Below are 23,949 nucleotides of genomic sequence, written 5' to 3'. Positions count from 1 at the left end.
TCAGCCCGCGCTGCACCCGTGAATGTCCACCGCGTGGCTGGCACCCAGAACGGTGATCCGTACCTCGGACCGGTCCAGCGCGAAAGGCGCGCCCGAGGCGTTGATCACCTCGGTCCGGGCAATCAGGGTGTCCCCGTGCCGTTCTGCCTGCGATTGCGAAGCCCAGAGCGCCGGGTTGCCCGGCTCGATCACCGCAACCTCGGTGCCGCCTGCGGGGGGCATGGTGATGCGCGCTTCGATCTGCATGCCGTCTTGCGTGGGGCTCAGATGACAGGATGCACCGGCAACCCCGGCCTCGCTGGCCGAAAAGGGGCGTTGCGCCAATGCGGCGGCAATGGTCGGGTTGCGGCCTGCTTGCGCATTCAGCGTGTGATCAAAACCCAGCTGGCCCGGTATGCAGACATCCTTGCAGACGCCGAAATCCATCTGACCGCGCAGCCGCACCGGCTTGGCAGGGTTCTTCGGCGTGATTTCGACCGGCAGGACCAGTTGATCCTCGTAGCCGATGGACCGCAGCCCGTTCTGGTCGAACACATGCGGTGCGGGCCAGGTGATCGAAACATCGCCGACATTGCCGGACCCGCTCCAGTCAAAATGCGGCGGAATGCCCGCATCGCCCGGCGCGCGCCAATAGGTTTTCCAGCCATCCTTCAGGGTCAGGCGCAAGGCCCCCTGATAGGTGCCGTTGGCGGTTTTGCCGCCATCCAGAACCTCTAGCTGAACAAGCTGATCCAGACCCTGCGCCCCGGCAGGAGCGGTCAGGGACAAGCCGGCGATCATGGCGGCTGCGGCGGGTTTCCAGAGCGTCTTCATGGCTTATAGATGCGCCTTGCGGGCCGAATTGCCAAGTCACGTTCCGGTCACCGCATAGAAATATGGCAGAATCGCCGCTGATCCCTTGCCAATCCCTGCCACACAGGGCCATTGTTGTGGGGTAGCAAAGCGCAAGAGTTACCCCCATGGACCTGACCGGAAAACTGTTGATTGCGATGCCCGGCATGGGCGATCCGCGTTTCGAACACTCGGTGGTCTATATCTGCAGCCATGCCGAGGATGGTGCGATGGGGCTGATCGTCAACAAGCCCTCGGACCTGCGGATCAAGACGCTGCTGGAACAGCTCAACATCCCCTGCCGGGTGCCGGTTGTGGGTGAGAGGCTGGTGCATTTCGGCGGCCCGGTCGAGATGTCGCGCGGCTTTGTCCTGCATTCCGCGGATTACGAGGCGAACCTGCATTCGATGCAGATCAGCGATGATTTCAGCATGACCGCGACGCTGGATGTGCTTGAGGATCTAGCCTCGGGCAAGGGGCCGCTGAATTCGATGGTGACGCTGGGCTATTCCGGCTGGGGCCCGGACCAGTTGGAGGATGAGATCGCCATGAATGGCTGGCTGACCACCGAGGCCAGCCCGAAACTGGTCTATGACCTGCCGGATGACGAGAAATGGGAGGCTGCTTTGGCCACCCTTGGCGTCGACCCCCTGAGCCTGTCGGCCAGCGCAGGACGCGCCTAGCCGCGCGGGGCGGCGGCCCGGCGCAGGCGGTCGTTGATGGCCGCGCCCAGCCCGTCTGATGGGATCGGTGTCACGGCGATAGGGCGGCCGGACCTGTCCAGTTTATGCAGGGTTGCGAACAGGTTGGCGGCAGCCTCGGTCAGGTTGCCATCCGCCGACAGGTTGACGTCGCAGTCAACCGGGCCGAACCCCAGAAGGATTTCCTCACCTTGCCGGGTGTGCGCGTTCAGCCGCACCGGGGCTTCGGGCGCGTAATGCGATTGCAGCTGGCCCGGGGCGGTCAGCAGGTCGCCGGATTGGTGGATATGCAGTTGCGTGCCCAGAACCTGTTCGATCTGGTCCAGCGCGATGCCGCCGGGGCGGAGAAGAGTGGGCTCTCCGGCCAGACCGACGATGGTGGATTCCAGACCAACACCGCAGGGGCCGTCATCCAGAACGGCGGCGATGCGTCCGTCCAGCCCGGCACGGACATGATCCGCTGTGGTCGGGCTGATCCGGCCTGATGGGTTGGCCGAGGGCGCCGCGACCGGCCTGTCCACCGCCTGCAACAGCGCGCGCGCGGTGGGATGTGCCGGAACCCGCACCGCTAACGTGTCCAGCCCGGCGGTGACCAGCGACGAAACCCCGTGCCCATCGCGCAGCGGCAGCACCAAAGTCAGCGGCCCGGGCCAGAAGGCGGCGGCCAGACGCGCGGCCTGATCGGACCATTCGACAAACCGCTGCGCCGCCTCGACCGAGGCGACATGCGCGATCAGCGGGTTGAAGCTGGGCCGCCCCTTGGCTGCATAGATCGCCGCGACCGCCTCTCCGTTCAGGGCATCGCCGCCCAGCCCGTAGACCGTCTCGGTCGGGAAGGCGACCAGCTGGCCCTGCCGCAGCAGATCGGCGGCCTGCGCCAGCCCGGCGGGATCGGCGGACAGATATTCGGTGCGGTAAGGGATCATGGGTCGTGACGCCGCGTTTTGGTTGCTTGCAACATATGGAACGGTAGGTAATCGTCCAAGCCCAGATGCATACCGGCGCGGCTTGCGCTTGCCAAGCCCGCGCGTGTACTGCGCCGACACGCCCACCGATAAGCCCCATGAGGGAAGCCATGCCATACCGCGCCCCATTGTCAGACTATCAGTTCCTGCTGGACCATGTGATCGGCTTCGATCAGGTTGCCGCGACCGAGAGGTTTTCCGAGGCCAGCGCCGATGTGGTCAGCGCCATCCTGTCCGAGGCGGGCAAGATGTGTGAAGAGGTGATGGCCCCGCTGCAGCGCCCTGGCGATCTGGATCATCCCCGGTTGGAAAACGGCGTGTTGCGCACCTCGGCCGGGTATCCCGAGGGCTGGAAGGCCATTGCCGAGGGCGGCTGGATCGGGATGAGCGGTGATCCCGAATATGGCGGCATGGGCCTGCCGATGACGGTGACAACGGCGGTGAACGAGATGATGAGCGCCGCCTGCCTGTCGCTGCAACTCGCCCCGCTGATGACTCAAGGACAGATCGAGGCACTGGAACATCACGCCAGTGATGCGATCAAGGAACTCTATCTGCCCAAGATGATGGCGGGCGAATGGTCCGGCACCATGAACCTGACCGAGCCGCAGGCCGGTTCGGATGTCGGTGCGCTGTCCTCAAAGGCAGAACCCAACGGGGACGGGACCTATGCGGTGACCGGGCAGAAGATCTTCATCTCGTGGGGCGATAACGATTTCACCGAAAATGTCTGCCATCTGGTGCTGGCCCGCCTGCCGGACGGGGTGCCGGGGACCAAGGGCATTTCGCTGTTTCTGGTGCCGAAATACATCCCCGATGAGAACGGCAAGCCGGGTGTGGCCAATGATCTGAAGGTGGTCTCGCTGGAGGAAAAGATGGGCCTGCACGGCTCACCCACCTGCGTGATGCAATATGACGGGGCCAAGGGGTGGCTTGTGGGTCAGGAGCATGGCGGCATGGCGGCCATGTTCACCATGATGAACAACGCGCGTCTGGGCGTGGGCGGGCAGGGCGTCGGCGCAGCCGAAGGCGCCTATCAGCACGCGCTGGCCTATGCGTTGGAGCGTAAGCAGGGCAAGACGCCATCGGGCACGATCATCGACCACGCGGATGTGCGGCGGATGCTGATGGATATGCGCGCCGATGTATTCGCGGCGCGGGCGATCCTGCTGGCCAATGCGGCGGCGATCGACATGGGCACCGCCACCGGCGATACCGACTGGGCCGCGCGGGCCGCCCTGCTGACACCGATCTGTAAGGCGTTTGGCACCCAGACCGGCATGCGCGTTTCAGACACCGGTGTGCAGGTGCATGGCGGCATGGGCTTCATCGAGGAAACCGGAGCCGCGCAATATTACCGCGATGTCCGCGTCACCGCGATTTACGAGGGCACCAACGGCATTCAGGCCATGGACCTTGTGGGCCGCAAGATGATGGATGGCGGCGAGGCGGCCTCGCGCCTGTTGGATGAGATCGAGGATCAGGCGGAACATGCCCGCGCGACCCTGCCCGATCTGGCCGGGCCGGTGTGGGAGGCAACCGAGTCCTTGCGCGAAACCACCGAGTGGCTGGTCTCGCAGAGCGACATGACCGCCCGTTTTGCTGGCGCAACCGCCTATCTGGGGGCCTTCGCCCGCGTTCTGGGCGCACATTACCACCTGTCGGCGGCATTGGCCGACCCGGACGGGCCTCGGGCCAAACTAGCGCGGTATTACGTCAATGCTCAGCTGCCCGAACACGCGGGTCTGTTGGCGCAGGCGCAGAAGGGCGCGGATGACCTCTATGCGCTGAATATCGAGGAGCTGGCAGGCTGATGGACGGGGACGTGGCACAAACCATTCGATACCCATGGGCGGAACCTCCGGCACCGGGTGAGGTGATTGAGGTGGCCGAGGGCGTCTTGTGGATACGCCTGCCGCTGCCCATGGCGCTGGATCATGTGAATGTCTACGCTCTGGACGATGGTGATGGATGGACGGTGATCGACACCGGGCTGTCCTCGAACAAGACGCGGACGATCTGGGACAGTGTGATGGCCGGGCCGCTGGCGGGCAAACCGGTGCGGCGGGTGGTGGTGACCCATCATCACCCCGACCATATCGGCAATGCCGGGTGGTTTCAGTCCGAACACGGGGCCGAGCTGGTGACGACCCGCACCGCATGGCTGTTCGCGCGCATGCTGTCGCTGGACGTGCAAGAGAACTGGCCGCAGGAGACGCTGGACTATTACCGCAGTGCAGGCATGGCACCGGATGTGCTGGCCAAACGGATGGCCGAACGCCCGTTCAACTTTGCCGATGTGGTCTATCCGATGCCGCTGGGCTTTACCCGGGTCAAACAGGGTGACGTGATCCGCATGGGCGGGCGTAACTGGGACGTGCATATCGGCAATGGCCACGCCCCGGAACATGCCACCTTCTGGAGCCGCGACGACCATCTGGTTCTGACCGGCGATCAGATCCTTAGCTCGATCAGTTCCAATCTGGGTGTCTACGCGACCGAGCCGATGGCCGATCCCGTGGCCGACTGGCTGGAAGCCTGCGAGCGCCTGCAGCATCTGGCGCGGCCTGATCACCTGACGCTGGGCGGGCACAAGCTGCCCTTTACCGGCCTGCCGGTGCGGATGCGCCAGTTGATCGACAATCACCACGGCGCGCTGGACCGTCTGCTGGCTGATCTGGACCAGCCCAAGGCTGCCGCCGAATGCTTTGCCCCGCTGTTCAAGCGCGCCATCAAGGGTGGCGAATACGGGCTTGCCCTGGTCGAGGCGGTTGCACATCTCAACCATCTCTACCACATTGAGGCTGTCACCCGGACGCGGCGCGCGGACGGGGCGTGGGAGTATCAGCGCAAAGGGTAGAACCAGATGCAGGACCAGATCGAAACCTCGGCCGAGGCCGCCGAAGCCGCAGCCCTGCCGCGCTGCCACGAGGTTCATGCCAATTCCGAGGCGGATTCGGGCACCAAACAATTGCCGGAGCCGTTGCAAAAACCGGTCGAGACCAAAAGCCCGGCGCAATGGGCCTATGAGCGGCTGATCCTCTATATCCAGAACTTCGAAAAGACGCTGGACGGCGATCATGAGGTCGCGATGGGCTTCACCGGCGGCGATGCCGGTGTGATGCGCATCGAAGGGATGGGCTATTTCGACCCGGATATCATCACCTTTTACGGCTCGGACGGGGGCGGCGCGCGCACCCAGCTGGTGCAGCATGTCAGCCAGCTGAACGTGATGCTGCGCGCCCTGCCCAAATCGGTCGAGGATAAACCCGCCAACCGCATCGGCTTTCGCCTGGCGGCGGATCTTGAGGATAACTGACGCCACCGCTTGCAATTCACGTCTTCGCAGCCTTGAATGAGAGCATCATTCAGGAGGGTGCTGCGTGAGTTATTTTTCAGCCGTTACAAATGCCTATGCCGGTGCGTGGGCGCGGCGGCGGGTGTTTGTGCCGATCTATATCGCGGTCCGGTTGCTGCTGGTGGCGCTGATCGCGCCCGGTGTTGCGGTGCTGGTCAATCTGGCGGTGTCCCTGTCCGATCAGACCGCGCTGACGGATCAGGACATCGCCATGTTCCTGCTATCTCCGATAGGTTTTATCGCCGGGGTCGCAATCCTGAGCCTGTTTCTACTGGCCGAGGTCTTTGTCTTCTCCGTCATGGCCGGATCGTTGCGCATGGGCGAAAGCGATCCGTGGCGGGCCGGAGGGTCCGCGATCCGGCTGATCCTGTCGCGCCTGCCCGCCTTGTTCGGTTTTGCAGTGCGGCTGGTTCTGCGCGTGTTGGTGCTGGCTTTGCCCTTCGTGGTCGTGGCTGCGCTGATCGCGTGGTGGACGCTGACCGAGTATGACATCAACTATTACCTGACCTTCCACCCGCCCGCCTTCTGGGCTGCGGTGGCGTTGATCGGGCTGGTGGTTCTGGCGATGGCGTGGGTTCTGATCCGCAGGCTGTCAGGCTGGGCCTTGGGTCTGCATCTGGTGCTGTTCGAAGGCTCCGCGCCAGCCGCCGCCTTTGCCGAAAGCGATACCCGGATGGAGGGCAAACGCGGGCGGCTCAAGATCGAGTTGGCGCTGTGGCTGGCCGCTCGTATTGCCATCGCCGCCGCCATTGCCTTTGTGGCGGGGCTGCTATTCGCGCTGGTGCCGTTGCAGAGCGGGGTCAACCTGCGGTTTGCACTGACGCTCAGCCTGATTGTCGCGGGGCTTTGGTCGCTGGCGGGGCTGGTTCTGGCCGCCATTGCGCTGGGCGCTCTCGCGGTTCTGTTGGACGGGTTTTTCGAACCCCGCACCGATGCCTTGCCGCATCCTGAGCCGGGCAATCTGCGCCGCCCTGTTCTGGTGACCGTTGGTGCAGCCGTGGCCGCCGTTCTGATCGGCCTTTGGTTCGGGCAGGGGCTGTTGGAGCGGGTGCAAGCCCCCGACCACGCAGATGTCATCGGGCATCGCGGGGCGGCGGCGCTAAGACCGGAAAACACCATGGCGTCGGTCCTGAAAGCGATCGAGGACGGGGCTGACTGGGTCGAGATCGACGTGCAGGAAACAGCCGATGGAGTGGTGATCATCGCCCATGACAGCGATTTCATGAAGCTTGCGGGCGTGCCGACCAAGGTCTGGGATGCCACGATGCAGGACGTGGCCGAGATTGATATCGGCAGTTGGTTCGGCCCGGAATATGCCGATGAGCGCGCGCCGACCCTGCGTGACGTGCTGGCCGCGGCCAAGGGCAAGTCCAAGGTGATTATCGAGCTGAAATATTACGGCCATGATGTCGATCTGGAAAACCGCGTGGCGGCGATTGTCGAGGAACTGGACATGCAGGACGACATCGCCACCATGTCGCTGAAATACCCTGCCGTGCAAAAGATGAAAGCGCTGCGGCCCGACTGGCGTGCGGGCGTGCTGGCAGCGACGGCGGTGGGTGATCTCTCGGGGCTCGACGGTGATTTCCTGGCGGTCAACGCCAATTTGGCGACGCCCGGCCTGATCCGTCAGGTCCATGCGGCGGGCAAGGATATCTATGTCTGGACGGTGAACGACCCGCTGCAAATGTCCGCCATGGCCTCGATGGGTGTGGATGGGCTGATCACCGACCGCCCCGCCATGGCGCGCGAGGTGCTGCGGGTGCGCGCCGAAATGGGGCCGGGTGAGCGGTTGCTGCTGTGGCTGGCCACGACATTTGGCCTGTCGGTCGACACGTCGGATATACGCGATGAGAACCCTTAAATGCGCGGCCCTTCTGGCGGCCCTGTCCACACCCGCAATGGCGCAGGACCTGATGCGCAACGTGGAAATGCCCGCCCATCGCGCCCTGATGGATGCACGGGGGAACCTGACGCCGTTTGAAACCGATGGCTGCTCGGGCGGGCTGTCCTCTAGTTGGCGGCTGGTGGCGGATACGTTCCCGAAATTCAGCGCGCTCTACGAAGAACACCCACCGTGGGAATATTGCTGCGTCACCCATGACCGCGCCTATCACAACGCAGGCGGCGCGCAGACGGCTGAGGCCAGTTTCGACGCCCGCCTTGCCGCCGATGATACGCTGCGTGCTTGCGTCATCGATCACGGCCGAACCCATGCCGACGAATACGCCGTGCGCTATGATATGACGCCCGACCAGATCCGCTCGGTCCACACCATCACGGGTGAGGCGATGTTCATGGCCGTCCGCTTTGGCGGTGGCCCGTGCAGCGGTTTGCCGTGGCGCTGGGGGTTTGGCTATGACGGATGCTCGGTCTTTGCGCTACCTGCGCGCGAATGACGTCGTGACAGCCTGCGCGTTTTGCATTATCCAACACCTCAAACACGCGAATTGGGATTCTTGAGAGACATGGCTGACCACAAGCACGGCGAAATGGACATCACCGTTCAAACCAAAACCTTTGACGGGTTCGTCAAATTCACCACCTGGTGCGTGGTGATCATCGCATTCCTCTGCCTGTTCCTGGCGGTTTTCGCCGCGTAATCCGGGCCGGAGGGTTCCCCCGTGATCAGGATTTTGATTGCCTGCCTGCTGGCAGCAACCGTTGCTGGCTGCACGGGCTCTCAGCGTCCGCAGGCTGATCCGTCGCAGGTTCTGTCCCGATCCTACAGCGATCCGGGGCCATCGACCCTGACGCTTTATACGATGATCAACACGCGCACCGGATCAGGGGCGCATACATCCCTGATGATCAGCGGCAGTGAGCGGGTGATTTTTGACCCCGCAGGATCGTTCCGCGCCGATGTGGTGCCGATCAAGGATGACGTCCTTTACGGCATTACCCCGGCGGTCGAGCGTGCCTATCGCAGTTCACACGCCCGCGAAACGCATTACGCCAAGATCCAGACCGTTCAGGTGACGCCGCAGCAGGCCGAGATTGCCCTGCAACTGGCCAAGCAAAGCGGCCCGGTCTCCAGCGCTTATTGCGCCAATTCCACCTCGCGCCTGTTGCAGCAGGTGCCGGGGTTCGAGCAGATCGGCACCACATTCTTTCCGGTCAAACTGTCCGAGGAGTTCGGGCAAATCCCCGGCGTCGTGACCTCGGAATATCGCGAGAATGACGATGCGGACCTGCAAAAAGGGCTGGCGGCGAACAATGCGCGGCTCAATCAGCTGGACGCGACCTCAACCAATTAGGTAGAGCAGACCGTATAGCGTGGCGGCCCCTGAAAAGATGGCCGCCAGCACGTTCTTGGTGACCAATCCCACAGCCAGTGCAACCGCCGCCGCCGCCATGCGCGGCACGTCCGGTTGCCCCTCGGTGGCCGAGGGCCAGACCACCAGCGGTGCAATCAAGGCGGGTAGAATCGCCACCGCCGTATAGCGCAGGTGGCGCAACAGCCAGGGCGGCATCGGGCGATCCCCGACCAGACCGATGAAGGTAAAGCGCAGCGCGTAGCTACCGATGGCCAGACCTATGATGATGGTCCACATGGTGACTGGATCGACCGGTGTCATGCCTTGGCCTTTCTGCGTTCCATCAAAAGTTCCGCCTGTGCGCCCGCCATCATCCCCGCGCAGCCCGCGATCAGCAGGCCCAGATTATAAGGGGCCGCGACCGTCAGCAGCGACACGGTAATCGCCACCAGCGCGGCGATCACATGCGGCAGCGTCCGCATCATCGGGCCGATCATCGACAGGAAGGTGATCGGTAGTGCAAAATCCAGCGCCCAGCTTTCGGGGATTTGCGTGCCCAGCACCGCGCCCAGATAGGTGGCGATAATCCAGAGCGGCGTGATCGGCGTGACCGATCCAACGAAATAGGCCATGCGCTGGGGTACGGTCAGTTCGGGCTCTTTCTCGAATCGGACGATGGAGCTGGCATAGGACTGATCGACAATCAGATAGGCCGCACAGGCGCGCTGCCACAGGGGTGCAGCGCCCAGATAAGGGGTCAGCGAGGCGGAATACATCGCCACCCTCAGGTTCACGGCCAATGCCGAGATCAGGATAATCATGGTGGGCGTGTTGTCCTGCAACAGCTGCAACGCCGCGAACTGCGCGGCCCCGGCGAAGACCGTCGCGGAAAAGGTCATGGTCTGCACGATATTCAGCCCGGCCTCAGTCGCAAAAACGCCGAACAGGGTGCCGAAGGGGATGGCGACAAAGACAAACGGGGTGCCGTCGCGAAATCCCTTCCAGAAGTATGACTTGGATGTGGTGAATGCCATGGCTAAATCCTATGGTGTTGCCAGCAGCAGTAGCGGGCTTGGGAAAGGGTTGCAATTGGCTAGGAAACAGGACCTGTCGGACTACATCATCGCACCGGACCCCACCGCGGCCCGCCTGACCCGTGCGGTTCAGGGCGTGGACCAGAATGGTGAGGTCAGCCATATCTCGGTCGTCGAAGAGCGCCCGCTGACGATTTTCCTGAACGCGCAGGAGATCGTGACCGCGATGACCATTGGCGACTACCCCGAATATCTGGCGCTGGGCTTCCTGCGCAATCAGGGCATGCTGCTGGCCGATGATGAGATTACGCGTGTCGACTACGACGACGATCTGGAAACCGTGGTGGTGCGGACAGCACGCGAAACCTCGTATGAGGATAAGTTGAAGAAAAAGACCCGCACCAGCGGTTGTGCCGTGGGCACGGTGTTCGGTGACATGATGGAGGGGTTGGAGGATGTGCGCCTGCCGCAGGTCACGGTCCGCACCTCGTGGCTGTATGATCTGGCCGCCAAGATCAACCGCACCCCGTCTCTGTATCTTGAGGCCGGGGCGATTCACGGCACCGTCCTGTGCCGCGAGAACCACCCGCTGGTCTATATGGAGGACGTGGGCCGCCACAACGCCGTCGACAAGATCGCGGGCTGGATGCTGTCCGAAGGCGCGGGGGCAGAGGACAAGATCCTCTACACCACCGGACGTCTGACATCCGAGATGGTGATCAAGACCGCGATGATGGGCATCCCGGTTCTGGCCTCCCGCTCGGGCTTTACCGCCTGGGGTGTCGAGATTGCCCGCGAGGTCGGCCTGACGCTGATCGGCCGCATGCGCGGGCAGCGGTTTGTCTGCCTGTCGGGTGAGGATCGGTTGCTGCGCGATGTCGATCCGGCGAGTGTGGCGGTTGAGGACAAGAAACATCGACGGAAGAGTGCGGGGTAACGATGTCGGACATATTCATTCCTGCGCTGTTGTTTCTAGCGCCTCTTATGATGTTTGGTGTCGTAGGTCTTTGGCTTACTGTTCGACTGTGGTGGCCGCTAATGGCAAAACTCAATGCTTCTGGGATTAGTCGCGCAGTGTCGCGAAATCTTTTGTTTGCTGGCTGCGTCAACGGCTCGGAAGAAGTCACCAAGGAATTGAACACGTGCAGACGCGCTTATGCGGGGCTGTTTTTTGTTTTTCTGGTATATGCCCTTTTCTTTCTTGGGATTTCAGCCGTCGCGCTTTTTGTTGTCATGTTCCTGCTGAATGTTCTGACCGCACGGCCCTATGAAATCCCGGAGGGCACATCATGACCAAACCGCTCGGTGTTATCCTTGCCGGTGGCCTCGCAACCCGGATGGGCGGTGGCGATAAGGGTCTTCTGGAAATCGGCGGACGGCCTCTGCTGTCCCATGTGATCGACCGGCTGGTTCCGCAGGTGGACGGCCTCGCCCTGAATGCCAATGGCGATCCTGAACGGTTTTCCGACCTGAACCTGCCTGTCATACCGGATACGATCGAAGGCTTCGCGGGCCCTCTGGCCGGAGTTCTGGCCGGGCTCGATTGGGCCGCCGGTCAAGGGGCTGACAGTATCGTCACCGCCGCTGCGGACACGCCATTCTTCCCGCGCGATCTGGCTCAACGCCTGATGCAGGCCGCCGAGGGTCAGGCGTATCCTCTGGTGCTGGCCACCACGCCGCGCACCGGCGACGAGGCTCTGAAATCAGGTGGGGGCAAGCGGATCAACCGGCACCCGACCTTTGGCCTCTGGCCGGTGGCGCTGCGCGATGACTTGCGGGCTGCGTTGAATGACGGGCTGCGCAAGGTCGTGTTGTGGACCGACAAACATGACGGGCGTGAGGCGCTGTTTCCGGCCGAGCCCTTCGATCCGTTTTTCAACGTCAACACGCCCGACGATCTGGCGCGCGCGGAAAAACTGCTGGAGCAGGCATGAGGGTCTACGGCGTCACCGGCTGGAAAAACGCTGGTAAAACGGGGTTGATGGAACGGCTGGTGGCCGAGATCACCGGGCGTGGTTTCTCGGTTTCGACCCTGAAACATGCCCATCACAGCGTCGATGTCGACCAGCCCGGAACCGACAGTCACCGCCACCGCATGGCCGGTGCGTCCGAGGTGCTGTTGGCCTCGGGCCAACGCATCGCGATCATGCAGGAACTGCGCGGCGCGCCCGAGCCGTCGCTGCAAGACCTGCTGGCCCGTCTGGCCCCGGTCGATCTGGTGCTGATCGAGGGGTTCAAACGAGAACCGCACCCCAAGGTCGAGGCGTTTCGGGCTGTGGCGAACAATCCTCTGATCGCCTCCGGCGATCCAACCATCCGCGCGATTGCCAGCGACACGTCACTGGATACGGAGCGTCCGCTCTTCGATCTGGACGACACGGTCGCCATCGCGGATTTCATCCTGAAAGAGGTCGGGCTATGAGCAAACCGGACATCACCCCTCCGCCCCTGCGCAACGACTGTTTTGCGCTGCCCGCCGGGGTAAGCTGGACGCCGGTCGATGAGGCGCTGGCTTTGTTGCGCGACAGGTTGCGGCCCGTGACCGGGGTTGAAACGACACCTCTGACACAAGCGGCGGGGCGGGTTCTGGCCGAGGATGTGATTGCGCAGCGGTCGAACCCGCCGCAACCAAACACGGCGGTGGATGGCTATGGTTTTGCGGGGGGCAGGCCCGAAGGTGCGCATGTGTTACCGCTGGCCCAAGGCCGCGCGGCCGCGGGGTTGCCCTTTGACGGCGCGGTTCCGGCGGGGCAGGCGTTGCGGGTGCTGACCGGCGCTGCGCTGCCTGATGGGGTGGATACGGTCATTCTTGAAGAAGATGTGACCGTTCAGGATGGCCACATCGCTTTTCGCGGCCCGCTGAAACAGGGGGCCAACACACGGCGCGCGGGTGAGGATGTGGCGCAAGGCGATCAGGCGCTGGCCGAGGGGCGCAGGTTGACCCCTGCCGATCTCGCCTTGTTGTCAGCGGTGGGTATTGCCGACGTGCCGGTGCGGGCTCCGCTGCGTGTGGCGGTGCTGTCCACCGGGGATGAGTTGGTTGAGCCCGGTGAGACCGCAGGAGCGGGCCAGATATATGACGCCAACCGGCCCATGCTGCTGTCGCTGATCGACCGAATGGGGTTTCAGTCGGTGGATATGGGCCGCGTCGCCGATGACCGTGCGGCCCTGCACGCGCGGCTGGATGCGGCGGCGGATCAGGCGGACGTGATCCTGACCAGCGGGGGTGCCTCGGCGGGGGATGAAGACCACGTTTCGGCCCTGCTGCGCGAGGCGGGCGCGATGCAACAATGGCGGATTGCGCTGAAACCCGGGCGGCCCTTGGCGCTGGGCATGTGGAACGGATCGCCGGTTTTTGGCCTGCCGGGAAATCCGGTGGCGGCGATGGTCTGCACGCTGATCTTTGCGCGCCCGGCGCTGGGTCTGATGGCGGGTGAGGGCTGGCAGGAACCGCAGGGCTTCGACCTGCCCGCCGCGTTTGAGAAACGCAAGAAACCGGGCCGCCGCGAATACCTGCGCGCCCGCGTCCGTGATGGCCGGGCCGAGGTGTTCCGGTCGGAAGGCTCGGGCCGGATCAGCGGCCTCAGCTGGGCAGAAGGATTGGTCGAGATCGGGGATGGAGAACGCCACATCAAACCGGGCGATCCGGTTCGGTTCATCCCTTACGGCAGTTTCGGGCTTTAATCGAACGTCCCGGCCACGCGCCCCAGCAGCATGAAGGCTCGTGCGGTGCGGGTTTCGCCCAGATCGGTCAGCTCGGCATCGCTGGCCTCGGGTTCGAAATCCACGATCATATGGTCGAACCGGCGCAGGAAATGGTGCGCTGCGTCGCGAAAGATCGGGTCCTGTTTCATCCGCGCCGCTGTCAGCGCCAGTGAGGAGCGGTCTCGGATGCCACCCAGTGCGGCCACCGAACGCCCGCGTTCGCCCTGGGCGAACTGGCGCCAGATCTCGGGCCGCGCCATGTCCGGGCGCAGGTCGTCCATATAGATGCCTTCCTGGCTGAGCAGGGTCAGCACATCCTCGGCCGCCTGCACGATCTGCGCCGCCTTGCGGTCCTTGAGCGCCAGCCGCAGGGCATCGAACCCTTCGGTATCGGTCTGGGTTTCGGGAAAATTCAGCGCGCGGATGAAGATATCCGTGGGCAGGGGCGGGGTGATGTCCTCGGCCGTGGTGCCCAGCTCCAGCGAGGTCTGATCGCCCCGCGCCGGGGCGGGGGTGCTGGTTCGGGCGGGTTCGGTCCGGTTAGTCGAAAACGTGGCCAGCGCGCTTTCGGTCTTTTTCGCGGTTGCGGCGATTTCGTCCAGCTTGCGGCCCATGGCGGGCTCGTAACTGCTGGCGGCGCGCTGCTGCTGGCTAACATAGGCGTTGCGGATCGCGTCGATGGCGGTCTGCAGGCGGGCGCTTTCCTCGCGCATGATGCGGCTGGCGCGCATCGCCATGGCCGCAACCCAGATCATCGCAACCGGCATGAACACGGCCAGAAAGGTGACGATAAACCCGCCGCCCTGCTGTGGGCCGGGCAGAACCAGAAACAGAACCGACACCACCAGCCAGACCGCGCTGAGCACGATGGCTGCGATCTCGATCCCCGTGATTGCAGGCTGGCCCGGGCGGTCATAGATACCCAGCGAGGTCGGACGCTCGGCTTCGGGTTCTTGTTTCGGCTCGGACATGACAAATGCTCCGGTCAGGCGTACTCGATACTCAGAATTTCATAGGACCGCACACCGCCGGGCGTGCGCACTTCGACGCTGTCGCCTTCGTCCTTGCCTATCAGGGCGCGGGCGATGGGCGATTTGATGTTCAGCAATCCGTTTTCGATGTTGGCCTCATACTCGCCCACGATCTGCCAGGTCTTTTCTTCATCGGTGTCTTCATCGACCAGCGTGACCTTGGCGCCGAACTTGACCGCGCCGTTCAGCTTGGCCGGGTCGATCACATCGGCCAGGGACAGGATGCCTTCCAGCTCCTTGATGCGGCCTTCGATAAAGCCCTGCTTTTCGCGCGCGGAATGATACTCGGCGTTTTCCTTGAGGTCGCCCAGCTCACGGGCCGAGGCGATGGCTTCGATGATCGCCGGGCGCTCGACGGATTTGAGGTTTTTCAGCTCCGCCTCGAGCGCGGCATTGCCCGCAGGCGTCATGGGGATCTTTTCCATAGTCTTGTCGTCCACGCAAAAAGTGTTACGCCCCGCCGCACAAAAGCGTCGGGGCGAAGGATGGGTTGGGAAATACCTGACCCAAATGAAGCGTGAATTGCAAGGGCTCAGACGCCGCGGGCCTGCGAATTCGCGACTTTGCGCCGCTTGGGTTCGGGCGGAAAGGGGCGTTTGTCCAGCGCTTTGCGCGGCCCCCGGTGCCAGCGATCAGACGGGGTGGTCAGCCAGAGCATCTCAATCATATTGGACCACTTCGAATTCAATGCCGTTGTCGTCGCGGAAATAGAACCGCTGGCCGGGTTCGTAATCGGCGTGGTTGTGGGGCGTGAACCCGGCGTCCAGCACGCGGGTTTCGGTTGCGTCGATGTCTTCGACCAGAACGCCCACATGGTTCAGCCCGCCGATCACGTCATAGCTGCTTTTGCCCGCCGGTTCGGGCTTTTCCGGGGCGTAAAGCGCCAGATAGGTATGCGCGCTGCCCACATGCACGGTGTAGCCTCCGGCAATTGCGGGTCCCTCCCAGCGGGTTTTCCAGCCGAACACATCCTGCATCCAGGCGGCGGATGCCTTGGGGTCGCGCACGGTGAAATTGGTATGTTCAAGCGTCGCCATCATGGGATCTCCTTTGCAAATTGTGGCTTGTCCCGACTCACGGTAATTTCTAAACCTAACTTTAGGTCAAGGTATTTTTTGCAGGAGGTTCCCATGCCCGCATCCGAAGGTCTGTCCATCGGCGCGCTGGCCCAACGCACCGGGCTGGCCGTGTCCGCCATCCGCTATTACGAGGCGCAAGGTTTGATCGCCCCATGGCGCAATCCCGGCGGGCAGCGGCGCTATCAGCGGGCCGATATCCGGCGGCTGAGCTTTGTGATGATCGCCCAGCAATTCGGCCTGACCCTGCCCGAGATACGCGAGGTTCTGTCCGGCCTGCCCGGCAACCGCACGCCCACCCCGCAGGACTGGAAGGATATCAGCGTCGGGCTGCGCGCCCATCTGGATCAGCGAATCGATACCCTGATCCGGCTGCGCGACAATCTGGATGGCTGCATCGGCTGTGGCTGCCTGAGCCTGCCGAAATGCGCGCTCTACAACCCCGATGACCGGGCGAAATCGAATGGTAGCGGTCCCAGGTATCTTATGGGCGACCGCCCCGAGGGCTGAACTGTCGAAATACTGGTATTTTACGCCGTGTATTGATTGACCAATGACTGGCCGACCATGTAATCACCCGTGAAACAAAATTGCGCCCAACCTTCGATGAGAGCGCCAATTCGGAAAAGTTAGCTAAGGAGCCCACGATGGCCGAAATTGAACGCGAAGCGATGGAATATGACGTGGTGATCGTTGGCGCAGGTCCTGCGGGTCTGTCGGCGGCCATCCGTCTGAAACAGCTGGATGCCGATCTGAACGTCGTCGTTCTGGAAAAGGGCTCGGAAGTGGGTGCGCATATCCTGTCGGGCGCGGTGCTGGACCCGTGCGGTCTGGATGCGCTGATCCCCGACTGGAAGGAAAAAGGCGCGCCGCTGAACACCCCGGTGATCGAGGATAACTTCTACATGCTGGGCGAGGCGGGCAAGATCCGTATCCCCAACGCGCCGATGCCGCCGCTGATGAACAACCACGGCAACTACATCGTCTCGATGGGCAATGTCTGCCGCTGGATGGCCGAACAGGCCGAGGAGCTGGGCGTGGAAATCTTCCCCGGTATGGCATGCTCGGAACTGGTCTATGGCGACAATGGCGAGGTCAAGGGCGTCGTGGCCGGTGTGTTCGGTCTGGAACCCGATGGCTCTTACGGTCCGGGCACCGAGCCGGGGATGGAGCTGCACGGCAAATATGTCTTCCTGTCGGAAGGCGTGCGCGGTTCGCTGTCCAAGGAAGTCATCGCCAAATACGACCTGCAGGCCGGTAAGGAAGTGCAGAAATACGGCGTCGGCATGAAAGAGATCTGGGAGATCGACCCGGCCAAGCACAAGGAAGGTTCCGTCACCCACACCATGGGCTGGCCGCTGGGCAGCAATGCAGGTGGTGGTTCGTTCATCTATCACCTTGAAAACAATCAGGTCTATGTCGGTTTCGTGGTTCACCTGAACTATAAGAACCCGCACCTGTACCCCTACATGGAATTCCAGCGCTTCAAGCACCACCCGATGGTGGCCGAGCTGCTGAAGGGCGGCAAGCGTGTGGCTTACGGCGCCCGTGCAATCACCGAGGGTGGCTATCAGTCGATGCCCAAGCTGGTCGCGCCCGGCGTGGCGCTGCTGGGCTGCTCGGCGGGCATGGTCAACGTGCCGCGCATCAAGGGCAACCACAACGCGATGCTTTCGGGCAAGGCCGCAGCCGAGGCTGCCTATGACGCCATCAAGGCTGAGCGTTCGGGTGACGAACTGACCGCTTATGAGACCGACGTGCGTGATGGTGCCATCGGCGCCGACCTGAAGAAGGTGCGCAACGTCAAACCGCTGTGGTCGAAATACGGCCTGACCGCGTCGCTGGTGCTGGGCGGCATGGATATGTGGACCAACACGCTGGGCTTTTCGCTGCTGGGCACCTTGGGTCACGGCAAGAACGATGCGGAATCGACCGAAGACGCCAGCAAGCACAAGCCGATCGATTACCCCAAACCCGATGGCACGCTGTCCTTCGACCGCCTGACCAACGTGTCCTTCGCGATGACCAATCACGAAGAAAGCCAGCCCTGCCACCTGCGCCTGACCGACCCGGATATCCCGGTCAAGGTCAACCTGCCCAAGTTCGACGAACCGGCACAGCGCTACTGCCCCGCAGGCGTCTATGAAATGGTCGAGGATGAGGACGGTCCGCGATTCGTCATCAACTTCCAGAACTGCGTGCATTGCAAGACATGTGACATCAAGGACCCCAGCCAGAACATCACCTGGACCACGCCGCAGGGCGGGGACGGTCCGAACTATCCGAACATGTAAGCAAAAACCGGGGCAATGGCAGGGTCGTGAAGGCTCTGCCATTGCTACTTGCCCGCCAAGGCCCTAGCTTGACGTCAGTTAACGACAATAAGGCAGGCTTTTGGTGTTTTCTCGGGTTCGCCGCGCAGCAGTGGCTGCATTTCTTACCTCGACCGTAGCTGTGTCGGCCTTTGCCGATACCGGTGCCGGATCTTATCTGGCCGGGCGTCAGGCTATCTATGAAAGCGACTACGGCGCTGCGGCCCGGTATTATACGCGGGCTTTGCGGCATGATCCGCAAAACGCCAAGCTGCAGGAAAGCGTCCTGCTGGCCCGTCTGGCGCTTGGCGAAATAGTCAAGGCTCTGCCCACCGCCAAAATCATCGAAGATGCCGGCCTGCCCAGTCAGGCCGCGCGCATGACCATCGCCGCCAATCTGATCGCCGAAGGCAAGCTTGACGAGCTTTTGACCCGCGACCCCGAAACGCAAGGCGTGGGGCCGCTGGTTGATGGGCTGACCATGGCCTGGGCCTATATGGGGCAAGGTCAGATGACCAGCGCGATGGAGCAGTTCGACACGGTCGCCAACCAGGACGGCCTGCGCGAGTTTTCGCTGTATCACAAGGCGATGGCGTTGGCCTCGGTCGGTGATTTCGAAGGGGCCGAGGCCGTCTTTGCCGCCGATGAGGGCGCGGTTTCACGCTTTTCCCGCCGCGCCGCACTGGCCCGGGCCGAGGTTCTGTCGCAGCTAGACCGCAACGAAGACGCCCTGCAATTTCTGGCCGAGGTGTTTGCCGCAGGCAGCGACCCGTTCATCGAAGATTTCACGACACGGCTGACGGCGGGCGAAACGCTGCCCTTCACCCATGTGCAATCGGCGCAGGATGGTCTGGCCGAGGTCTATTTCTCGGTCGGCGCCGCCCTGAACACCGAGGCCGCGCCGGATTACGTGCTGCTCTACACCCGCATCGCCAGCTTCCTGCGCCCCGGCCACATCGATGCCATCCTGCTGAGCGCAGAGCTGCTGGAAACCCTGAACCAGTTCGATCTGGCGGTCGAGGCCTACCGTATGGTCCCCCCCGACAGCATCGACCATCACGCGGCTGAACTGGGCCGGGCCGAGGTGCTGCGCCGTTCGGGCAAGATGGACGCCGCCGTCGAGGTGCTGCAAAATCTCGCCATTCAGCAGCCCGACCTGCCCGGTGTCCATGTGGCGCTGGCCGATCTGTTGCGCCAGCAGGAAGACTACGCGGCGGCGGTGACCTCCTATGACACCGCCATTTCGCTGACCGAAGAAGGCTCGGGCGCCAGTTGGTTCCTGCATTATGCACGCGGGATATCCCACGAACGGCTCAAAAGCTGGGACTCGGCCGAGGCTGACTTCCGTCGCGCGCTGGAGTTGAACCCGGATCAGCCGCAGGTGCTGAACTATCTGGGCTATTCGCTGGTTGAACGGCGCGAAAAGCTGGACGAGGCGCTGGACATGATCGAACGCGCCGTCGCTGCGCGGCCTGACAGCGGCTACATCGTGGACAGCCTCGGCTGGGTTCTGTTCCGTCTGGGCCGGTATGATGAGGCCGTCGAGCCCATGGAACGTGCCGTCGCCCTGATGCCGGTCGATCCGGTGGTCAATGACCATCTGGGTGACGTCTACTGGGCCGTAGGCCGCGCGCGCGAGGCTGCGTTCCAGTGGAAACGCGCCCTGTCCTTCATCGACCCCGACGACACCGATGGCGAGGCCGACCCCGAGCGTATCCGTCGCAAGATCGAGGTCGGGCTGGACGCGGTGTTGGCCGAAGAAGGAGCCGATCCGCTGAAGGTCGCCAATGACGGCTAAGGCCTTCGCGCCCGCCAAGATCAACCTGACCCTGCATGTGACCGGCCAGCGCGAGGATGGCTATCACCTGTTGGATTCGCTGGTGGTCTTTGCGGATATCGGTGATCGCTTGACGTTCACGCCCGGGCCCGATCTGTCCATCAATGTGACAGGAGAGTTCGCGGACGGAGTGCCTGCGGACAGCCGCAATCTGGTCTGGCAAGCGGCTGAGGCCGTGGGTTGGACCGGACGTATTGATCTGGACAAGGTGCTGCCCCACGGCGGCGGGATTGGCGGCGGGTCCTCGGACGCGGCGGCCACCTTGCGTGCGTTGCGTGAACAGGGGGCGGATGTTCCTGCGCCATTGCCACTGTCCATCGGGGCCGACGTGCCTGTCTGCATGATGGCCAAAGCTGCAAGGATGCAGGGGATCGGTGACCGCATTACACCGATTGATCTGCCTGCATTGCCTGCCTTGCTGGTTAACCCGGGTGTGGAAGTTCCAACGGGTGCCGTATTCAAGGCGCTGGAAACGCGCGACAATCCGGCGATGCCGGGTACGATTCCGGGCTTTGAAACGCCTGAATCCTGCGCCGAATGGCTAAGTGATCAGCGCAACGATCTGCAAGAGGCAGCCATTGGCGTGGCCCCGCAAATCTCAGGAGTGTTGGATGAACTGGCTGCAACGCGCGATGTTCTGCTGGCCCGCATGTCCGGCTCGGGCTCGACCTGTTTCGCGCTCTATCTCTCAATGAAAGCCGCGCATTTCGCGGCTTATGAGATCGGCGCGGCCCATCCCGATTGGTGGTGCCGCGCAACGCAGCTTAGTTGAGGCGCGAGACCACGTAATCGGCCAGATCGCGCAGCAGGCTGCGGATCTCATGATCCGGCAGGACGTCCAGCGCCGATTTGGCCTTGGCCGCCCAGTCCAGCGCATCCCGGCGGGTTGCCTCCAGCGTGCCATATTTCGCCATCAGGCCAAGCGCGTGATCCAGATCGCCCTCTTGCTGGCGGCCTTTCTCGATGGTTCGCTGCCAAAAGGCGCGTTCCTCAGAGGTGGCCTGCGCCACCGCCTTGATCACCGGCAGGGTCAGCTTGCGTTCACGGAAATCGTCACCGACATTCTTGCCGGTCGCTTTGCTATCGCCCTGATAATCCAACAGGTCATCGGCAATCTGGAACGCAATGCCCAACGCGTCGCCATAAGCAAACAGCGCCTGTACCTGCGCCTCGGACGCGTCAGCGATGACGCCTCCGACCTCGGTCGCGGCGGAAAACAGCGCCGCCGTCTTGCCGCGCACGACCTGCAGATAGATGCCCTCATCCGTTGCCAGATCGGTGGCGGCGGTCATCTGCAGCACCTCACCTTCGGCAATCGTGGCCGAGGCATTGGCGAGGATGTCCAGAACCCGCAAGGAGCCGGTTTCAACCATCAGCTGGAAGCTACGGGAAAACAGGTAGTCGCCCACCAATACGCTGGATTTGTTGTCCCACAGCAGGTTCGCGGTGGGCCGCCCGCGCCGCTGGGCGCTTTCATCCACCACATCGTCATGCAGCAGGGTCGCAGTGTGGATAAATTCGACCGTCGCGGCCAGACGCACATGGTGATCGCCCGCATAGTCAAACAGCCGCGCCGCCGCCAGGGTCAGCATCGGGCGCAAGCGCTTGCCACCGGCCTCGACCAGATGCGCCGTCACTTCGGGGATGCGGGGGGCGTGTTCCGAGGCCATGCGCGTGCGGATCAAGTCGTTGACCGAGGCCATTTCCCCCGCCAGAATTTCCGCCAGCCGTTCATGCGGTTTCGTGATCGTGTCGATATCCATCACACTCCTGATACAAGGCTCGACTTCTGCCTTACCTTGCCCTTACATCCATCCCCATGAAAGAACTTCTGCGCAGCACCGATCCAACCATCCTGGCCTTTGCATCCGCCCTTCTTGAGGGCGAGGATATAGACTGCTTTCAGATGGACGTAAATATGAGCATCCTCGAAGGCGGCATCGGCATCTTCCCCCGCCGCCTGATGGTGCGGGCCGATGACCTGACCCGCGCCGAACGGGTGATGCGCGACAATGAGATCCCGCTGGGCCGATGACCCGGTTCGAAGCCAACGACCTGACCTGCAACGACTTTCTGGGTGGCCGAGTGCGCCTGTGGCAGCCGCGGTCGGGGTATCGCGCCGGGGTCGATCCGGTGCTGTTGGCGGCCTCGGTTCCGGTTGTGGTGGGGCAATCGGTGCTGGAATTGGGCTGTGGCGCGGGGGCTGCGGTTCTTTGCCTCGCCGCGCGGGTGCCTGATCTGCGCCTGACGGGGGTGGAATTGCAGCCTGCCTATGCTGATCTTGCCCGTCGGAATGGTTCTGAGAATGACATGCCGCTTGAGGTGGTCGAGTGTGATCTGGCGGAATTGCCCGTCGACCTTCGGCAACAGCAATTCGACCATGTGATCGCAAACCCGCCCTATTTTCGCGCCGGGGCGCATAGCCCTGCGGTCGATGACGGGCGCCGGGTGGCCTTGGGTGAACAAACCCCGCTGGCCGCATGGATCGATGTTGCGGCCCGGCGTTTGGCACCAAAAGGCTATTTGCACATGATCCAAAAAGCGGATCGGCTGGCGGATATGTTATCGGTCTGCGCTGATCGGTTGGGCTCTATTGAGGTCCTGCCGCTGGCACCGCGCCGGGGGCGCGAGGCGGAACTGGTGATCCTGCGGGCCCGTAAGGGTGGACGGGCCGCGTTCCGCCTGCACGCGCCGCTGATCCTGCATGCGGGCGACCGGCATGAGCGCGACGGGGAAAGCTATACGCCCGAGCTGTCATCCGTGCTGCGGGACGGGGCCGCGTTGCCCGGGTTTTCTACCCAATAGGCAATGACCAGCCGAATTTGTCGGATTTGAGACAGAATCTGTGCACCTGCGGCGTGACAGGGTGGAAACGATGTGGTCAACTTCCCAAGTGGAATACACACACCAATCAAGGAGGATCGCCATGAGCGTGAGCGCACATCTGACGGAACTGAAGAAAAAACACGAAATTCTCGGTCTTGAAGTGGAAGAAGCCCAACGCTCGCCAGGCATCGACGATCTCCATATCGCGCAACTCAAAAAACAGAAACTGAAGCTGAAAGAAGAGATCGAACGTCTGTCGGCCTAAGACTTCAGACTGGCGCGGGCCGCGATCAAGGCGCCGCCCGTGATCAACACCGCCGCGATCGCCAGCCCCCAGGACGGGGCCGCGATCCCGGCAAGGATCAACACCACGGTAGACAGCAAGGGTGCGGCGTAAGAGCTGGTGCCTAGCATCTGAATGTCGCCCTGTTTCACCCCGATATCCCAGACGTAAAACGCCAGCCCCACGGGCCCCAGCCCAAGGGCAAGGGTCGAGGCCCAGCCCAGCGGCGTTTCGGGCAGCACCGTATCCTCAACCGCGAAATGCAGCAGCCATGAGGCGATGGCTGTCAGCACGCAGAACACGGCGACCGTACTGGTGGGCGTTTCGCCCAGTCGCCGCGACAGGACGGAATAGCCCGACCATGTCAGCGCACAGAGCAGCGCCAGCGCATAGCCCGGCAGATGGGCGGCCTGAAACCCGGAGCCTCCGCCACCGGTGATGATCAGGGCGGCCCCGGCAAAGCCCAGACAGGCCCCGATCAGGTGGCCGGGGCGCAGATGCTCGCCGGGCAGTAGTCCTGAAAACAGCACGATCAGCAGAGGCCAGAGATAGGCGATCAGCCCGGCCTCGGCAGCGGGGGCCATGCGCAGGGCCGAAAAATACAGGGCATGGTAGCCGAAAAGTCCAACGGTGCCAAAGGCATAGATATGCCAGCGCACGGTTTTCAGCTGCGCCAGACCACCCGATTTCCACGTCCAGATCAGGCCCAGAGACCCGCCAAGCGTGAAGCAGA

29 protein-coding genes are annotated in these 23,949 nt (G+C 63.0%); 20 read left to right on the top strand and 9 right to left on the bottom strand.

From position 1 onward, the window contains the following. Positions 1-813, bottom strand: a complete 813-nt coding sequence (locus tag MPJ51_RS08035; RefSeq protein WP_298384384.1) for a protein-disulfide reductase DsbD domain-containing protein — start codon at positions 811-813, stop codon at positions 1-3. Positions 814-959: 146 nt separating this feature from the next. Between MPJ51_RS08035 and MPJ51_RS08030 the strand changes: the two genes are divergently transcribed. Beyond that, positions 960-1,514 carry a YqgE/AlgH family protein gene (locus MPJ51_RS08030; RefSeq protein ID WP_298384381.1) on the top strand — a complete coding sequence of 185 codons (555 nt, stop codon included), beginning with the start codon at positions 960-962 and terminating at the stop codon, positions 1,512-1,514. Here MPJ51_RS08030 and MPJ51_RS08025 read toward each other — a convergent pair. Then, positions 1,511-2,458 (bottom strand): L-threonylcarbamoyladenylate synthase, encoded by a 948-nt coding sequence (locus MPJ51_RS08025; RefSeq protein ID WP_298384379.1) that lies wholly within the window; start codon positions 2,456-2,458, stop codon positions 1,511-1,513. The two genes, MPJ51_RS08030 and MPJ51_RS08025, sit on opposite strands and share 4 nt — an antisense overlap. A 149-nt stretch (positions 2,459-2,607) precedes the next feature. On the opposite strand from MPJ51_RS08025, the gene MPJ51_RS08020 reads away from it, so the two are divergent. From MPJ51_RS08020 to MPJ51_RS07990, 7 genes are all read left to right on the top strand, one after another. Further along, on the top strand, positions 2,608-4,311 hold the full coding sequence (locus MPJ51_RS08020) for an acyl-CoA dehydrogenase (RefSeq protein ID WP_298384376.1): 1,704 nt from the start codon (positions 2,608-2,610) through the stop codon (positions 4,309-4,311). Further along, on the top strand, positions 4,311-5,357 hold the full coding sequence (locus MPJ51_RS08015) for an MBL fold metallo-hydrolase (RefSeq protein ID WP_298384373.1): 1,047 nt from the start codon (positions 4,311-4,313) through the stop codon (positions 5,355-5,357). The genes MPJ51_RS08020 and MPJ51_RS08015 overlap by 1 nt, the downstream gene beginning before the upstream one ends. Before the next feature lie 6 nt (positions 5,358-5,363). Further along, a complete protein-coding gene (locus MPJ51_RS08010) occupies positions 5,364-5,816 on the top strand; it encodes a DUF6173 family protein (RefSeq protein ID WP_298384371.1) in 453 nt (150 codons plus the stop codon). Between the two features lie 64 nt (positions 5,817-5,880). Continuing rightward, positions 5,881-7,719 carry a glycerophosphodiester phosphodiesterase gene (locus MPJ51_RS08005; protein WP_298384369.1) on the top strand — a complete coding sequence of 613 codons (1,839 nt, stop codon included), beginning with the start codon at positions 5,881-5,883 and terminating at the stop codon, positions 7,717-7,719. After that, positions 7,706-8,254 carry a hypothetical protein gene (locus tag MPJ51_RS08000; protein ID WP_298384367.1) on the top strand — a complete coding sequence of 183 codons (549 nt, stop codon included), beginning with the start codon at positions 7,706-7,708 and terminating at the stop codon, positions 8,252-8,254. The genes MPJ51_RS08005 and MPJ51_RS08000 overlap by 14 nt, the downstream gene beginning before the upstream one ends. A 69-nt stretch (positions 8,255-8,323) precedes the next feature. After that, positions 8,324-8,458 carry an aa3-type cytochrome c oxidase subunit IV gene (locus MPJ51_RS07995; RefSeq protein ID WP_298384362.1) on the top strand — a complete coding sequence of 45 codons (135 nt, stop codon included), beginning with the start codon at positions 8,324-8,326 and terminating at the stop codon, positions 8,456-8,458. A gap of 21 nt (positions 8,459-8,479) precedes the next feature. Continuing rightward, complete coding sequence (locus MPJ51_RS07990) at positions 8,480-9,112, top strand: hypothetical protein (RefSeq protein ID WP_298384360.1); 633 nt, start codon at positions 8,480-8,482, stop codon at positions 9,110-9,112. Here MPJ51_RS07990 and MPJ51_RS07985 read toward each other — a convergent pair. Both MPJ51_RS07985 and MPJ51_RS07980 read right to left on the bottom strand, forming a co-directional pair. After that, positions 9,101-9,433, bottom strand: coding sequence for an AzlD domain-containing protein (locus tag MPJ51_RS07985; protein WP_298384357.1), 333 nt, complete (start codon positions 9,431-9,433; stop codon positions 9,101-9,103). The two genes, MPJ51_RS07990 and MPJ51_RS07985, sit on opposite strands and share 12 nt — an antisense overlap. Continuing rightward, entirely contained in the window at positions 9,430-10,146 is a 717-nt protein-coding gene (locus MPJ51_RS07980; protein WP_298384354.1) for an AzlC family ABC transporter permease, read from the bottom strand. Before MPJ51_RS07980 ends, MPJ51_RS07985 begins: the two co-directional genes overlap by 4 nt. On the opposite strand from MPJ51_RS07980, the gene MPJ51_RS07975 reads away from it, so the two are divergent. From MPJ51_RS07975 to glp, 5 genes are all read left to right on the top strand, one after another. Further along, on the top strand, positions 10,145-11,083 hold the full coding sequence (locus MPJ51_RS07975; protein ID WP_298384351.1) for a formate dehydrogenase accessory sulfurtransferase FdhD: 939 nt from the start codon (positions 10,145-10,147) through the stop codon (positions 11,081-11,083). The two genes, MPJ51_RS07980 and MPJ51_RS07975, sit on opposite strands and share 2 nt — an antisense overlap. A gap of 101 nt (positions 11,084-11,184) precedes the next feature. Then, positions 11,185-11,439, top strand: coding sequence for a hypothetical protein (locus MPJ51_RS07970; protein WP_298384348.1), 255 nt, complete (start codon positions 11,185-11,187; stop codon positions 11,437-11,439). Then, positions 11,436-12,080 carry a molybdenum cofactor guanylyltransferase MobA gene (mobA, locus tag MPJ51_RS07965; protein WP_298384345.1) on the top strand — a complete coding sequence of 215 codons (645 nt, stop codon included), beginning with the start codon at positions 11,436-11,438 and terminating at the stop codon, positions 12,078-12,080. The genes MPJ51_RS07970 and mobA overlap by 4 nt, the downstream gene beginning before the upstream one ends. After that, positions 12,077-12,568: a molybdopterin-guanine dinucleotide biosynthesis protein B gene (gene mobB, locus MPJ51_RS07960; protein WP_298384342.1), complete on the top strand. Its 492-nt coding sequence runs from the start codon at positions 12,077-12,079 to the stop codon at positions 12,566-12,568. The genes mobA and mobB overlap by 4 nt, the downstream gene beginning before the upstream one ends. Then, positions 12,565-13,830 (top strand): gephyrin-like molybdotransferase Glp, encoded by a 1,266-nt coding sequence (glp, locus tag MPJ51_RS07955; protein WP_298384339.1) that lies wholly within the window; start codon positions 12,565-12,567, stop codon positions 13,828-13,830. Before mobB ends, glp begins: the two co-directional genes overlap by 4 nt. Here glp and MPJ51_RS07950 read toward each other — a convergent pair. The 3 genes from MPJ51_RS07950 to MPJ51_RS07940 all read right to left on the bottom strand — a co-directional run bounded on the left by MPJ51_RS07950 (position 13,827) and on the right by MPJ51_RS07940 (position 15,922). Further along, positions 13,827-14,822 (bottom strand): hypothetical protein, encoded by a 996-nt coding sequence (locus MPJ51_RS07950; RefSeq protein WP_298384336.1) that lies wholly within the window; start codon positions 14,820-14,822, stop codon positions 13,827-13,829. The two genes, glp and MPJ51_RS07950, sit on opposite strands and share 4 nt — an antisense overlap. A 14-nt stretch (positions 14,823-14,836) precedes the next feature. Continuing rightward, on the bottom strand, positions 14,837-15,307 hold the full coding sequence (gene greA, locus MPJ51_RS07945) for a transcription elongation factor GreA (RefSeq protein WP_298384333.1): 471 nt from the start codon (positions 15,305-15,307) through the stop codon (positions 14,837-14,839). A gap of 234 nt (positions 15,308-15,541) precedes the next feature. Further along, entirely contained in the window at positions 15,542-15,922 is a 381-nt protein-coding gene (locus MPJ51_RS07940) for a VOC family protein (RefSeq protein WP_298384330.1), read from the bottom strand. A 90-nt stretch (positions 15,923-16,012) separates the two neighbouring features. On the opposite strand from MPJ51_RS07940, the gene soxR reads away from it, so the two are divergent. The 4 genes from soxR to MPJ51_RS07920 all read left to right on the top strand — a co-directional run bounded on the left by soxR (position 16,013) and on the right by MPJ51_RS07920 (position 20,879). After that, entirely contained in the window at positions 16,013-16,468 is a 456-nt protein-coding gene (gene soxR, locus MPJ51_RS07935) for a redox-sensitive transcriptional activator SoxR (RefSeq protein WP_298384327.1), read from the top strand. A 137-nt stretch (positions 16,469-16,605) separates the two neighbouring features. Further along, on the top strand, positions 16,606-18,252 hold the full coding sequence (locus MPJ51_RS07930) for an electron transfer flavoprotein-ubiquinone oxidoreductase (RefSeq protein ID WP_298384324.1): 1,647 nt from the start codon (positions 16,606-16,608) through the stop codon (positions 18,250-18,252). A 130-nt stretch (positions 18,253-18,382) separates the two neighbouring features. Then, positions 18,383-20,068: a tetratricopeptide repeat protein gene (locus MPJ51_RS07925; RefSeq protein ID WP_298384321.1), complete on the top strand. Its 1,686-nt coding sequence runs from the start codon at positions 18,383-18,385 to the stop codon at positions 20,066-20,068. Beyond that, positions 20,058-20,879, top strand: a complete 822-nt coding sequence (locus MPJ51_RS07920) for a 4-(cytidine 5'-diphospho)-2-C-methyl-D-erythritol kinase (RefSeq protein WP_298384318.1) — start codon at positions 20,058-20,060, stop codon at positions 20,877-20,879. Before MPJ51_RS07925 ends, MPJ51_RS07920 begins: the two co-directional genes overlap by 11 nt. On the opposite strand, the gene MPJ51_RS07915 is transcribed toward MPJ51_RS07920, so the two are convergent. Next, positions 20,872-21,870, bottom strand: coding sequence for a polyprenyl synthetase family protein (locus MPJ51_RS07915; protein ID WP_298384315.1), 999 nt, complete (start codon positions 21,868-21,870; stop codon positions 20,872-20,874). The two genes, MPJ51_RS07920 and MPJ51_RS07915, sit on opposite strands and share 8 nt — an antisense overlap. 56 nt (positions 21,871-21,926) lie before the next feature. On the opposite strand from MPJ51_RS07915, the gene MPJ51_RS07910 reads away from it, so the two are divergent. From MPJ51_RS07910 to MPJ51_RS07900, 3 genes are all read left to right on the top strand, one after another. Beyond that, the gene (locus MPJ51_RS07910; protein WP_037316655.1) at positions 21,927-22,142 is read left to right on the top strand and encodes a DUF2007 domain-containing protein; all 216 of its coding nucleotides are present in this window, start codon (positions 21,927-21,929) and stop codon (positions 22,140-22,142) included. Then, complete coding sequence (locus MPJ51_RS07905; protein WP_298384308.1) at positions 22,139-22,912, top strand: methyltransferase domain-containing protein; 774 nt, start codon at positions 22,139-22,141, stop codon at positions 22,910-22,912. Before MPJ51_RS07910 ends, MPJ51_RS07905 begins: the two co-directional genes overlap by 4 nt. Positions 22,913-23,033: 121 nt before the next feature. After that, positions 23,034-23,198: a DUF465 domain-containing protein gene (locus MPJ51_RS07900; protein ID WP_010443648.1), complete on the top strand. Its 165-nt coding sequence runs from the start codon at positions 23,034-23,036 to the stop codon at positions 23,196-23,198. Here MPJ51_RS07900 and MPJ51_RS07895 read toward each other — a convergent pair. After that, positions 23,195-23,949 (bottom strand): EamA family transporter (locus MPJ51_RS07895; RefSeq protein WP_298384298.1); only part of this gene is annotated, 755 nt, incomplete at its 5' end. The two genes, MPJ51_RS07900 and MPJ51_RS07895, sit on opposite strands and share 4 nt — an antisense overlap.

It is taken from the genome of Ruegeria sp., from assembly GCF_028066395.1.
Taxonomy (GTDB): Bacteria; Pseudomonadota; Alphaproteobacteria; order Rhodobacterales; family Rhodobacteraceae; genus Ruegeria.
Note: the sequence above shows the minus strand (reverse complement) of the source record. Positions and strands in the feature narration are given on the sequence as shown.